This window comes from Povalibacter sp., from assembly GCF_036520495.1.
In the GTDB taxonomy this organism is placed as follows: Bacteria; Pseudomonadota; Gammaproteobacteria; order Steroidobacterales; family Steroidobacteraceae; genus Steroidobacter.
In genome coordinates, this window is the sequence record NZ_DATDJO010000011.1 from 1 (window position 1) to 13310 (window position 13310).

A 13310-nucleotide genomic window follows, 5' to 3' on the forward strand; every position below is an offset into this window, starting at 1 on the left:
GCCCGATACCCAGCGCGATGGAGTCGCAACACTCGCGACTGGTCGTTGTCCGATCAAGTCTGGCTGAATCGGCCGACGCAGCCTGCCCTCATGCAGGAGGCTGCTTAGAACCGGAGGCGACAACTACGTTGACAGTCGCCGGTATCAGCTGAAGTCGCTCGACTTCGTGTTGATGTTCATTCCGATTGAGCCGGCGTTCATGCTGGCGGTCACGCATGATCGAGACCTGTTCATGGAAGCCTGGAACCGCAACGTCCTGCTGGTCAGTCCGTCGACACTTATGTTCGTTGTGCGGACGGTGGCGCATCTGTGGCGACAGGAAGCACAAAGTCGCAACGCTCAGGACATTGCAAAACGGGGCGCCGAGCTCTACGACCGGTTGCAGGCCTTCGTCCTGGATCTTGAGAAGGTGGGTGACCGGTTGAGGCAGGCACAAGACAGCTTTAATGATGCCCGCGACAAGCTGAGCAAGAACAAGGGCAACGTCATCCGGCAAGCGGAGATGCTGAAGAAGCTTGGGGTGAAGCCGACGAAGGCATTGCCCCTGACCCTTGTAGAAACTGCCCTGGAGGGGGAGCCCGAGGGGGATGACTTCCTCGAGGATCAGATGACTGCTGAGAGCCTGGGGTCAGGTCTTGCAATCCAGCAGTTCAAGCCGAGCAAGCAACCTGCTGATGGTTGAATAGTGAACACCCCCATGAGCGGCGATCTGTCGCATGATGAACCGCCCGGAACGGTGCAGCGGCCCGTCTCATGGACGGGCCGGAAATATTGGCCGATCGAGTAAGTTTTGCGTAATTTGCAAGACCTGACCCCAGAAATCCCTACCGATCACCAAAGTAAGACGCCACCGCCGCCAGACAGAACGGAGCGACCAGCGTGGTGTGATAGGCCTCGTACACGGCAGTGTCGCCGCCGCTCAGCTCGAGCGCCCCCTTGGCCGCTGCAAAGCCCGTCTTGAGTTCGACGTAGGGATCACTGAGCGAGATATCGCCGTCGACATCCAGCACCGTGATATTGGCGGCGTTGTTGTCAGACCAGTACTGCTGCATCAGCGCCGTGTTCATGTAGAGCACGGTGGGATCTTGATCACCGGCGCACAGCAGCGTGGGTGACGTCGGCACCCAATTGCGCAGATCGTTGGCCTTGAATGCCTGGCGCAGACCGTTTGCCGGGGCGGCGGCAGGCCGGCCGTCGGTCCGGGTGGGAAAGCCGCCGTCTGGATTCGTCTGTGTATCCTGCAGGTAGTTCAATCGATAGCTGTTGAGGATAAGCGCCTCGGGGCCGAAGCCGCGTGCAAAGACAGGGGCGAGCTCCGATGGGGACGTCGCGGGAGTGAATGCAGCAAATGCCGGGTCTGGCGGGGTGCTGCTGAACAGTTGCTCGCGCGGCAACTGCCCCTGGTCGTAGATGGCGGAGCGACTCGCGGCAGTGGGTAGCAGCGATTCGATGGTGGGGGCATAGCGCGCATCGAACATGTCTGCCGTGTTGCTGTAGATGTTGCCGTAGATGCGCTGATACGAAGTCGCAAGCCAGCTCACGAACAACGGCGCGCTGCCAACGACCTGACCCTGGAAGACTGCATCGCCAAATGCGCCGAGTGCATACGGCCCCGACATGGGGGCGGACGCAGTTACCGCTGTGCCATTCTGCTGCAACAGCCGGTGCGTCGCCATGGCGACGAACCCGCCCTGCGAATAGCCGGTGATGAACAGCTTGCCGCTGTCGGTAATGGTCGGTGCGGTGCTCGTCGGTAACGAACTGCGTGCGGCAGTCAGGGCGTCCACCGTGTCATCGGCCTGCTGTTGTGCGTGCAAGTAGGGATGCCACGGCAGCGACGAGGTGTCATAGCCCGCGTAGTTCGGTGCGACGACGATGTAGCCGCGTGCCGCGAATGCGATGGCCATCAGCAACCCCTCGGAACTGTTCGGGTCGCCGATGTTTGCGATGTTGAACGAGCGTTCGGGATTCGTGCCGTGGGCATACAGGATGATGGGTCGTGCTCCCTGGCACGTGGCATCGGTGCCGCCAGGGACCATCATCGCGCCTGATGCCGTAGTCGGCTGACCTGCCGGGTCCACTGTGTTGTAGCGAAGTTGATGCACATCTACGGAGCACACCGGATCGGCAATGAATTCCAGCAGTGTGGCCGCCGCCCCGTCGACGCCAGCCAGCGCCACCAACTGCGACGGGGTGTATGTCCCCAGCCGCTCAGGCGGGCTGACGATCAATGAACCTCGTCCCGAAGGCGAAGGCGTGGGCGGCTCGATGGGGCCGTCGTTTCTGTCGTTGTTGTCACTACTGCAGGCGGCGAGCAGGGTCGTCAGCAGCAGGGGTGCAATCAATCGGTATGCGTCAGCCATCGTAAGGAGCTCGCTCATGACCAGTAGATCGCATAACGCACGAGAACGATGAAAGATCGCCGCCAGCGATTTTGCGGGATGTTGGGGTCAGGGGGATGTTGGGGTCAGGTCTTGCAATCCAGCATTTCAAGCCGAGCAAGCAACCTGCTGATGGTTGAATTGTGAACACCCAGATGAGCGGCGATCTGTCGCATGGTGAACCGCCGGGAACGGTAAGCGGCGGCGACGCCGGAGGCGACATCGCTGGCGTAAACGAAGATGTCGGCTAACGACGCGGGCCTTTTTGTCACCTGTGAACGCGGAACTCCGGGTTCTCGCGTCTCGCTTCAAGCATCAGTGCTCGAGTCCGCTCGATGATGCTTCGTCGCTCAGGTAGATGTGCTGGGTCAGCGCGGGTCCACGGCGAACGCATGGCCATGCCGGCATCGACGATGCACGCATTACCGTTCTGCATCGGAGGCGAAGTAATGCAATACATCTGACACTGTCAGCCACGGTGGAGCGGCCGTGTCATGTACGACAGGTGCAGAGACTATTGGTCTGTCGGGTCAGTTTTGTGTGATTGCAAGACCTGACCCCGGACGTCCCGATGTTAACGCAACTGCGTTACCCTAGCGCCAATGGCCACGGGAGAGGTCAATAACAATGAAGAAGTGGTTGGACAAATACCTGAGCGAATCCCCTCGCGCCCGTAAGGTCTGCGGCTGGTTCATCGTCATGGGGCGATGGCTCAGAGAAGGCTGGGCCGTGTGGATCACACTCGGCGTACTCGCGATTGTCTTCGCTTACCTCTACTGCTGCGACTTGCCCTCCGACAACGAAGAGCGGGCCCGCATCGTTGGCACTCTGCTGCAGCTCGCGGGCATCGGCACCGTCTTTGAAGGCTACGAGAGAACGCGGGAGCAGTTCGGACATTCTCGGGCCTTTATGGCGCTCTGGCGTTGGCTCAAGAGCATCCCATGGCGGGGACCAAAGCCCATCAATGGCTTTGTCTCCGCGCAGTTGCCGTCTGTGACCGCGACAGCGGTGGGCGGTCGCATTCACGCCCGCTGTGAGGACGCTTGAGCAGCGCGTCGCAGAGCTGGAAGTGGGCGTAAACAGGATCGAGACCACGATGAAGGAAGTGCAGGCGGATCTAAAGAGGGAACAGACAGAGCGAGTACAGGCGGTGCAGGCGATGCAACATGAGTTGATCGCTCAGACGAAGAAGACGATGGAACTGCTCAAGTCGGTCCACACAGGCGGCTTGAGCATGTCAATCGCGGGGCTGCTATGGTTGGCCGTGGGCGTTGTAGTAGCCACCTTCCCTGACCGGTTCTTCTGAGAATTCGGTGTCTGCCGCGACGGCGCCGGGTCGAAGCTTCGCAGGTTCGTCGGCGACATCAGTCGGAATGGAAATTTCGAATCTTCGGCACGGCACCGCGCGATCCGCAAAGTTAAAGACGAGGATCTTGGGGTCAAGGATCTTGGGGTCAGGTCTTGCAATCCAGCGTTTCAAGGCGAGCAAGCAACCTGCTGATGGTTGAATAGTGAACACCCAGATGAGCGGCGATCTGTCGCATGGTGAACCGCACCGAACAGCAAGCAGCGACGACGCCGGGGGCGACATCGCCGGTGTCAACGAGAATGTCGGCTAACGACGCGGGTCTTTTTTATCCGCTGTGAACGCGGAATCTCCGGGTTCTCGTGTCTGGCTTCGAGCATCACTGCTCGAGTACGCTCGATGAATGCTTCGTCGCTCAGGCTGCGCCGCTGGTTCCGAACATCGGATATCGGGTAATTGATCATGTGCCGACTTCTATTCGGCGTCGTCGCGCGAACATCCCTACCCACCGCCTCCATGGGAAACGCTCGCATCGCTCCATTCAAGAACTGAATCCCCCACGCGGCACAAGTGGCTTCCCCAACTCACATTCCAACGACGCACGATCCCACTTCGCGCTGATCGCTGCCGCCTCATAGGTACTCTGCAGAAAGCTCAGCAGCTCGTTGTCCGGATCGCTGGCTGTTCGCAGCGCGGCGTAGGGCAGCAGAAATTCTCCCAGCGCATCGCTGAAGAATGCCGATGCAGGCCGGACCGGGAACTCGCGAAATCCTGCCGGTGTGGGATACGCATACGAATAGAACGCAGCGTCGCTCGTCGCGTTTCCCGGCCAGAAACCCGCGCTGCTCACTTCGTGCGAATACGCCTCCTGCATGACTTCCTGGCGCAGTCCGGGCACGGTGCCTGTGAACTTCGGGGCGAGTCGGCCCGAGAACCGGGTCACCGCCAGATCGAAGCTACCCCAGAAAAAATGCACCGGGCTGCTTTTGCCGACGAAGCCGGTGCGGAACTGCTTGAAGATGCGATCGGCCTGTCGCAGCACCTGGCCAAATCGCTCGACGTATTCCGGATCATAGGAGTTGTGGGTGTGATCGTCGGTGAACGCGACCGCGCCGGGAATTTCGCAGGGCAAGTCGCTGATCTGAACGTGGATGCCGACCTGGCGCAGGATCCGGTGGACTCCCTCATAGAAGTCCGCGACGGACATCGGGCTGAGCGAGATCCAGCGGCTCTGGCCATCGCTGACCTCGAGCATGAGTTCGTGACGCACGAAGTCGAAGCGCAGTTCGAACGTACGCGCGCCGTCGGGAATCGGTGAGGTCGTCAGGCCGTTGGACGTGACGTACAGCGCCACCTGCCAGCCGTGGTTCAGCCACGGCGTGCGTGACAGCCGGATCTTGCCGATGATCTGCGTCCACAGTTGCAGCGTCGCGCAGGTGTCACTCCAGCGCGCATAAGGCAGTTCGGGCCATGCTTCGCTCATGCGGACTCCAGGGAGCTACCGTCGGAATGGCATGGTGTGGGCGCCCAAGACGCCGCAGCAAGTCGCGAAACCCGTAGGCCACTACGGAGATAAGTCATTTGACCCAGTCGTGAGCGTTGCCCGCATCGTAAGATGAGCGCTCTGTAACGTGGGAGGCGGGTCGGATGGCAGCGAAACCGGATGTATTGCGGGTCGGTGTGGGTGGCCCGGTCGGGTCGGGCAAGACGGCACTGGTCGATCGTCTCTGCAAGCGCATGCGCGAAGACTTCGACATCGCGGTCGTGACCAACGATATCTACACCCGCGAGGACTGCGAGTTCCTGATCCGCAGCGAGGCGTTGCCCGCGGAGCGCATCCGCGGCGTCGAAACGGGCGGCTGTCCGCACACGGCGATTCGCGAAGATGCCTCGATGAATCTCGCGGCCATCGACGGTCTGATGCAGGAATTCACCGGCCTCGACATGATCATCGTCGAGAGCGGCGGTGACAATCTGGCGGCGACGTTCAGTCCGGAACTGTCCGATCTCACGCTCTATGTCATCGACGTTGCTGCGGGCGACAAGATTCCGCGCAAGGGCGGGCCAGGGATCATGCGATCCGACCTGCTCATCATCAACAAGATCGATCTCGCGCCGTACGTGGGAGCATCACTCGATGTGATGGATCGCGATGCGCGCAAGATGCGCGGCGACAAGCCGTTCGTCTTCACCAACCTCAAGACCGGCCAGGGGCTCGATGACGTGATTGCGTTCATCGAGAAGCAGGGGATGCTGGAAAAGAGGCCAACTGGCTAACGGGCAAACTGCTCCGCTGGCCAGAGATGGGAAATTCTTCACTCTGGCCGGTTAGCCAGTTTGCCTTCTCTCATCTCGCCAACGTCCGTACTGCTCTCGCAGCCGCCGACGCCCGATTCTCCACACCCAGCTTCACGAACACCTGCTCCAGGTGCTTGTTCACGGTACGCGGGCTGATGGTGAGGATCTCGCCGATCTCGCGATTGGATTTCCCGCGGCTGATCCACAGCAACACTTCCGATTCCCGCCCTGTCAGGGACAGCGACTGAGCCAGCACCTGCTCTTCGTTTCCGGTGACGACTTCGGTCAGGCGGAACAACAGCTCGTCGGGGCCCAGTGCGCTCAGCATGGATATCTCGATGCGTCGTCCGCCCACATTGATGGGAGGTCGGGTCGGTGAGCGGGTGCCTTCCTGGCGCAGCTGCGTGAGTTGTTCCACCAGCGCGGCTGGCAGGCTGGCGGTGTTGTCGTTCTGCGCAGGGAACAGTTCGGCGAGCAACTGACGCGCTTTGGGCGTGCACCACAGCAAGCGACCGCTGCGATCCGTGGCGAGCAGAAAACGTCCGGTGGCATCGAGCGCGACATGCGTGCCATGCGCGACGCGAGCATTCGCCAGATGAACGCGAATGCGTGCCAGTAACTCGTCGATGACGAGCGGTTTCGTCACATAGTCCACGCCGCCGGCGGCGAGTCCCTCGACGACGTGTTCGGTCTGGCTCAATCCCGTCATGAAGATGACGGGCAGCTGCGTCAGGAGTTTCTCGCGCTTCAGTCGTCGACAGGTTTCGAAGCCGGACATGCCGGGCATGACGGCGTCCATCAGCACCAGATCGGGTGTGATCTGATCGACCAGGTCCAGCGCACTGTCGCCATCGGTGGCGATCAGAACGGTGAAGCCCGCGTGATCCAGCGTGTCGGTCAGAAAGCCGAGCGTCTCGGGCGTGTCGTCGACCACCATGATCGTGTCGCGACGCAGTGCTTCGTTAACCATGGTTGCGCATGTCCTCTACCACGTTCATGTAGCGCTTCAAGTTGAAATTGACGACCAGGGCGCGCAGGTGCGCCGCGAACGGCTTGTTGGCGGCATCCTCGTCTTCCATCTGCTGCAGCTTCGCCTGAATGCCGCGCACATGGCCGATACGGCCGAGCTGATACAGGTCGTCCAGATGATGTCGCGAGTGCGTCGGCAGTGCGGCGGTCGAATCCGCCACCGTGGCTCCCGCGGGCAGTTCGTAGATCCAGCGCAGCCCGAGGACGCTGCCGATGCAATCGAGCAGCGCCTGCATGTCGACGGGTTTCATGATGAATCCATCGTGCAACGAGTCTTCGCCGCCGCCCGGGTGGTATTCATGCGCATTGGCCGACACCATGACGATACGGGCCTTGTTCTTCGTTGCACGCAGCTGCGCGGCGATCTGCCAGCCCGTCATGTCTGGCAGCGAGATGTCGACGAGAGCAAGATTCGGGCGGTGTTCGGCAGCGAGTTGCAGACCGCTCGCGCCATCGGAGGCCACGAACAGCTGAAAGCGTAGCGGTTGCAACAGGCTGCGAATGATTTCCACGTGCTGCGGATCGTCGTCGATGAGCAGGACCGTGAGTGCCGGGCCGTCGTGGTCGCGCGCCGTACCGGGGTGCGACTCCATCGGGTGTTCGTGCATCACTTCGGAGAGCAACAGGCGCACCGTGAACGTGGTGCCGCTGCCGAGCGTGCTGCGAAGACTGATCTCGCCGCCCATGATATGCGTCAGCAGCTTGGTGATCGTGAGGCCCAGGCCCGTGCCGGGAATCGCGCGGACGTCGGGCGTGTTGCCGCGTTCGAACGGCTCGAACACCCGATCGATGTCCTGGGAGGGGATGCCAACGCCGGAATCCGCCACTTCGAACTCGGCCACCTGGTTGCGATAGCGCACCGTCAGGCTGGCGTAGCCGCGTTCGGTGTACTTGATGGCATTCGACAGCAGGTTGATCAGGATCTGACGCAGCCGCTTCTGATCGGTGTGCACGTGCAACGGCAGGTGCGGCGGGCGCTGATAGCGGAAGTCGATGCCCTTGGCTGCGGCCTGCAGCTTGAACATGTCGACGAGCTGGTCGAGAAACTCCACCAGGTGCACCTTGTCGCGATTCAGGCGCAGCATGCCGTTCTCGATCTTGGAGACGTCGAGCAGGCCGTCGATCAGGTTGGTCAGGTGCTCCGCGCTGCGGCGGATGACGCGCACGGCGTTGTCGGAAGGTCCGGCGATGCCGCGTTCCAGCAACTGGGCATAGCCGAAGATCGAGTTCAGCGGCGTGCGGATCTCGTGACTGACGCCGACGATGTAGCGAGTCTTGGCCAGATTCGCGGCTTCGGCCACTTCCTTCGCCTTCTGCAGTGCTGCGTCCGTGCGCTTGTGAGCCTCGATTTCTTCCATGAGCATCGTGGTCTGCCGGACCGATTCCGTCTCCGCCGCGCGGCGACTCTCGTGAGCCAGCACGATGATCCAGGCCGCGATACCGGAGAGCACGACCAGGCTGAAGAACACTGCCCAGAGAGTCGAGCCGATGACGGCGCGTTCCGCATCGGTGAAACCGGCATTGTGATAGATCAGCGACAGCATCAGACCGATCGCGAGGTTCGACAGCAGCAGCAGTCCGACGAACTGTCCGGAGCGTGTATTGAGTGCGGATGCCGCGCGGCTCGGCAGCAGTACGGCAAGGAACCCGCCCAGCTGCTCGTTGAAGCGACTGTTGGTCTTGCACATGTCGCGGCAGCGCGCTTCGAGCGTGCAGCACAACGAACAGATGGGGCCGGAGTAGGCAGGACACATCGCGACATCGGCACGCTCGAACGTGTTCTCGCAGATCGTGCAGCGCAGCTCGGCGCCATCCGGCAGTCCGGACGGCGAACGCGCGATGTAGTAACGGCCCTTCGTCGCCCAGGCAATCAGCGGAGCGGTGACGAAGGCGCTCAGCAGCGCCACGAACGGCGCCAGGATCTGCGCGACATTGCCGAACACGCCGACGAAGGCAAGCGTGGACGCGACCACCGACACCAGCATGGCGCCGACGCCGACCGGATTGATGTCGTACAGGTGGGCGCGCTTGAACTCGATATGCTTCGGACTGAAGCCCAAGGGCTTGTTGATGACGAGATCGGCCGTCAGCGCGCCGATCCAGCCCGCCGCGAAGTTGGCGTAGATCAGCAGGATGCTCTCGATGACGTTGAGAATGCCGGTCTGCATCAGCAGCAATGCGACCAGCACGTTGAACACCAGCCACACGACGCGGCCCGGATGGCTGTGCGTCAGCCGCGAAAAGAAGTTCGACCAGGCGATCGAGCCCGCATACGCGTTCGTGACGTTGATCTTCAGCTGGCAGACGATGACGAAGATGCCCATGAGGATCAGCGCGAAGGTTGGTGACTGCACCGTTTCGCGAAAAGCCACGAAGTACATTTCCGTAGGCTCGTCGGCCTGGTCGACCGACACGCCGTGCTTCAGTGCGATGAAGGCGAGGAAGGAGCCTGCAAGCAACTTGAAGGCGCCCATGATGATCCAGCCGGGACCGGTGGCCAGTAGTGCCGTCCACCAGCCGACCCGATTCTGCCGGGTGCGCTTCGGCATGAAACGCAGGTAGTCGACCTGCTCGCCGATCTGCGGCAGCAGCGACAACAGCACGGACGCAGCCATACCGAAGAGCAGGAAGTCCACGGAGCCGTCCGGATTGCCTTCGCGGCCGGTATAGCCGGTCCAATCGCCGACATCTGCTGGAAAATTCCAGGCGAGATAGATCAGGGGCAGGAACTGCAGGATCAGCCAGACCGGTTGGGTGACGATCTGCATCTTGCTGATCAGGCTGATGCCGTAGATCGCGATCGGAATCACCACCAGGGAACTGATGATGTGCGCCACCCACAGAGGCATGTCGAACAGCATCTTCAGCGCCATCGACAGAATGCTGGCTTCGAACGCGAACAACAGGAACGTGAACGATGCGTAGATCAGCGATGTGATCGTCGATCCCATGTAGCCGAAGCCGGCGCCGCGCGTCAGCAAGTCGAGATCGACGCCGTACTTCGCGGCGTAGTAGGCGATCGGCAGACCGATCAGGAACATCAGGATCGAGAACGCGCCGATGGCCCATGCCGCGTTCGAAAATCCATACGCCAGCGTGATGGCGCCGCCGATGGCTTCGCAGGCGAGGAAGGCAATGGGGCCGAGCGCAGTGTTACCGACCTGGAACGTCGATTTGCGTGCGCGTTCCGCCGTGTAGCGCAGCGCATAGTCTTCGAGCGTCTGGCTCGCAACCCACTGGTTGTACTGCCGCCGCTCGCGAACGATTCGTTGTCTGGCCGTCATTACGTTTCTTGTTGTGCCATCTCCTTGTGGGTTCGACGTTAGTCGAACAGTCATCCGGCTGAAGCCGGACCCCACAGGGCATTGTCGGCGGAAGATCCCCAGCGAGAGAGAGCAAGCCCTGTGCCAGCGCATCCGGCAAGGGTTTTATCGAGAAATTCACGAGCGCTTGCCGTCTTCCGGTGCGGCGAATTCCCGATGTGCCCTCTATTCGCGCAGCATCGCCTGCTTGCGTTTGCGTCTACGTCAAACGACCCATGGGAGTACGTCAAACACCCCGTACCGGGGGAGGGAACAGGTCCGTAGTTTCTGACGCAGGGATTCCCTGGCACGAGTCGAACGCTTGTAACAACTTTTCAAAGGAACACCGTTCATGCGTCAAAAATCGGCAACACCCTTGATCAGGCTACAGGCCGCGATGCTCGCACTCGGTGCCGCGTTGATCGCGTCACCGCTGGCGAGCGTACGGGCTGAAGACATCAACCTTCCGCCCGTATCCGTGGGCGCGGGCATTCGCACGAGCTTCACCAGCACGGACTTCGACGGCTCGGACGAAGACATCAACGACTTCACTCTCGACAGCGCCCGTATCTACATCAGCGGCAAGGTGACTGAGACCATCAGCGTCATGTTCAACACCGAGTACAACGGAGCCAGCGACGGTGATCGTCGGGTAGACGTGATCGATGCCGCTGTTCAGTTCGCCTTCTCGGACCAGTTCAACATCTGGGCGGGCCGGTTCCTGCCGCCCAGCGATCGGGCGAATCTTTATGGTCCGTACTACGCCAGCAACTGGGGCGTGTTTCGCGACGGTGTGCAGGATGGTTATCTTTTCGAGACCACGGGTCGCGATGACGGCGTCATGTACTGGGGCCAGTTCGGCATCGCCAAGGTGTCCTTCGGCGTGTTCGACGTGCCGCAGACCCGGGGTGATTCCGATGTTCTGTACGCAGGCCGTGTGCAACTCGACTTCTGGGATGCAGAGGGCGGCTACTACCTCAACGGTTCGTACTACGGCGACAAGGATCTGCTGGCCGTCGGCGTCGCCGCACAGAAGGTCCGCAGCAGCACGGGAATTACGGGGGACTTCCTGCTGGAGAAGAAACTCGGCAGCGGTGGCGTCGTGACCGTCGAGGCAGAGATCGCGGACTACCAGGCCCCGCAGGGTTATGTCGGCGGAGTCGATGCGGACAGCGACGGCTACTACGTGCTCGGTGCGTACATGTTCGCGCCGGTCGTAGGCATCGGCCGCTTCCAGGTGCTCGGCAAGTACGGTGAGGCCACCTACAAGTTCCTCAGCGGTGACGAGGACCTGAAAACGCTGGAACTCAACGTGAACTACATCATCAAGCAGCAGAGCGCGCGCATCTCGCTGTTCTACATCGATCAGGAACTCGCCGGCTCCGATGTCAAGCAGTACGGCCTCGGCGTGCAGGTTCAGATCTAGCGATTCCCGGTTGTGACCGCAGGAAATCCCACGGGAACGCCGGACCCACAGACTTTGCTACGAGGAACTACCCATGAAGCATCAACGCAAACTCAGCGGTCTGGCGAACCTCGCCGCCGCAATCTCACTCATCGCGGCCAGCGCCGCGAACGCAGCCGACACCATCAAAATCGGTGTGCTGCACTCGCTGTCAGGCACGATGGCCATCTCCGAAACGACGCTCAAGGACACCGTCCTGATGCTCATCGACGAGCAGAACAAGAAGGGAGGCGTGCTCGGCAAGAAGCTCGAAGCGGTCGTCGTCGACCCGGCGTCGAACTGGCCGCTGTTCGCCGAAAAGGCAGAGCAGCTGCTGGTGAAGGACAAGGTCTCTGTCGTGTTTGGCTGCTGGACGTCCGTGTCGCGCAAGTCCGTGCTGCCGGTGTTCGAAAAGAACAACGGTCTGCTGTTCTATCCGGTGCAGTACGAAGGTGAAGAGTCGTCGAAGAACGTCTTCTACACCGGTGCAGCGCCGAACCAGCAGGCGATTCCCGCCGTCGACTACCTGATGAAGGACATCGGCGTGAAGCGCTGGGTGCTGGCAGGCACCGACTATGTCTATCCGCGCACGACCAACAAGATCCTCGAGGCCTACCTCAAGGCGAAGGGCGTCAAGCAGGAAGACATCCTCATCAACTACACGCCATTCGGTCACTCCGACTGGCAGAGCATCGTGGCTGACATCAAGAAATTCGGCTCAGCGGGGAAGAAGACGGCGGTGGTCTCGACCATCAACGGCGACGCGAACGTGCCCTTCTATAAGGAACTCGGCAACCAGAAGATCTCGGCGGAAGACATTCCGGTCGTGGCCTTCTCGGTGGGCGAAGAAGAACTCTCAGGGATAGACACGAAGCCACTGGTCGGCCACCTGGCGGCGTGGAACTACTTCGAGAGCATCCAGAGTCCAGCCAATACCGAGTTCACCAGGAAGTGGAAGGCCTTCACCAAGAATCAGAAGCGCGTGACCAACGATCCGATGGAAGCCCACGTGATCGGCTTCAACATGTGGGTCAAGGCCGTCGAGAAGGCGAAGACGACCGATGTGAGCAAGGTGACGGACGCCATGATCGGCATCGAGGCGCCGAACCTGACCGGCGGTGTCGCAAAGATGCTGTCAAATCACCACCTCACCAAGCCAGTGTTCATCGGTGAGATTCGTGACGATGGTCAGTTCGACGTGGTGTGGAAGACCGCGGGCCTGGTGCCAGGCGACGCCTGGTCCGATTTCCTGCCGGGCAGCAAGGACATCGAGGCCGACTGGGTGACGCTCAAGTGCGGCAACTACAACAAAGTCACCAGGAAGTGCTCGGGGCAGAACTACGAGTGAGATGAAGCTGCTGGCGGCTGGGTTCCAGCCGCCAGCCAGCACCAAGTGCTCCTTTAGTGGGTCCGGTTTTAGCCGGACTCTTCAAGGCCGTCCGGATAAAGCCGGACCCACAGGGAAAGGCGCGAGCCGACAGCTCTCACCGACTGGAACGAATGATGCAGACACGATGGCACACCAACGACGGAGCCATGTCTTGTTCAAG

The 13310-nt window shown here is 61.0% G+C and carries 12 protein-coding genes; 6 read left to right on the forward strand and 6 right to left on the reverse strand.

Annotation, left to right across the window (positions count from 1 at the left end):
• The first annotated feature begins 148 nt into the window (after positions 1-148).
• On the forward strand, positions 149-682 hold the full coding sequence (locus VIZ63_RS03125) for a DNA recombination protein RmuC (RefSeq protein WP_331608193.1): 534 nt from the start codon (positions 149-151) through the stop codon (positions 680-682).
• Between the two features lie 142 nt (positions 683-824).
• Here the strand turns inward: VIZ63_RS03125 and VIZ63_RS03130 are convergent, their stop codons facing one another.
• Positions 825-2381 (reverse strand): alpha/beta hydrolase family protein, encoded by a 1557-nt coding sequence (locus VIZ63_RS03130; RefSeq protein WP_331608041.1) that lies wholly within the window; start codon positions 2379-2381, stop codon positions 825-827.
• An 86-nt stretch (positions 2382-2467) separates the two neighbouring features.
• A complete protein-coding gene (locus VIZ63_RS25575; protein WP_414703753.1) occupies positions 2468-2557 on the reverse strand; it encodes a helix-turn-helix domain-containing protein in 90 nt (29 codons plus the stop codon).
• A gap of 451 nt (positions 2558-3008) precedes the next feature.
• On the opposite strand from VIZ63_RS25575, the gene VIZ63_RS03135 reads away from it, so the two are divergent.
• Entirely contained in the window at positions 3009-3428 is a 420-nt protein-coding gene (locus VIZ63_RS03135) for a hypothetical protein (protein ID WP_331608042.1), read from the forward strand.
• Positions 3429-3477: 49 nt separating this feature from the next.
• Positions 3478-3687, forward strand: a complete 210-nt coding sequence (locus tag VIZ63_RS03140; RefSeq protein ID WP_331608043.1) for a hypothetical protein — start codon at positions 3478-3480, stop codon at positions 3685-3687.
• A gap of 148 nt (positions 3688-3835) precedes the next feature.
• Here the strand turns inward: VIZ63_RS03140 and VIZ63_RS25580 are convergent, their stop codons facing one another.
• On the reverse strand, positions 3836-3991 hold the full coding sequence (locus VIZ63_RS25580; RefSeq protein ID WP_414703755.1) for a helix-turn-helix domain-containing protein: 156 nt from the start codon (positions 3989-3991) through the stop codon (positions 3836-3838).
• Between the two features lie 237 nt (positions 3992-4228).
• A complete protein-coding gene (locus VIZ63_RS03145; protein WP_331608044.1) occupies positions 4229-5170 on the reverse strand; it encodes a DUF5996 family protein in 942 nt (313 codons plus the stop codon).
• Positions 5171-5334: 164 nt separating this feature from the next.
• Here VIZ63_RS03145 and ureG point away from each other — a divergent pair, with 164 nt between their 5' ends.
• A complete protein-coding gene (gene ureG, locus VIZ63_RS03150) occupies positions 5335-5964 on the forward strand; it encodes an urease accessory protein UreG (protein ID WP_331608045.1) in 630 nt (209 codons plus the stop codon).
• A gap of 70 nt (positions 5965-6034) precedes the next feature.
• Here the strand turns inward: ureG and VIZ63_RS03155 are convergent, their stop codons facing one another.
• Positions 6035-6955, reverse strand: coding sequence for a DNA-binding response regulator (locus VIZ63_RS03155; protein WP_331608046.1), 921 nt, complete (start codon positions 6953-6955; stop codon positions 6035-6037).
• On the reverse strand, positions 6948-10298 hold the full coding sequence (locus VIZ63_RS03160; protein ID WP_331608047.1) for a hybrid sensor histidine kinase/response regulator: 3351 nt from the start codon (positions 10296-10298) through the stop codon (positions 6948-6950). Before VIZ63_RS03160 ends, VIZ63_RS03155 begins: the two co-directional genes overlap by 8 nt.
• A 370-nt stretch (positions 10299-10668) precedes the next feature.
• Between VIZ63_RS03160 and VIZ63_RS03165 the strand changes: the two genes are divergently transcribed.
• Both VIZ63_RS03165 and urtA read left to right on the forward strand, forming a co-directional pair.
• On the forward strand, positions 10669-11742 hold the full coding sequence (locus VIZ63_RS03165) for a porin (protein WP_331608048.1): 1074 nt from the start codon (positions 10669-10671) through the stop codon (positions 11740-11742).
• Between the two features lie 73 nt (positions 11743-11815).
• On the forward strand, positions 11816-13108 hold the full coding sequence (urtA, locus tag VIZ63_RS03170) for an urea ABC transporter substrate-binding protein (RefSeq protein WP_331608049.1): 1293 nt from the start codon (positions 11816-11818) through the stop codon (positions 13106-13108).
• Positions 13109-13310 lie beyond the last annotated feature (202 nt).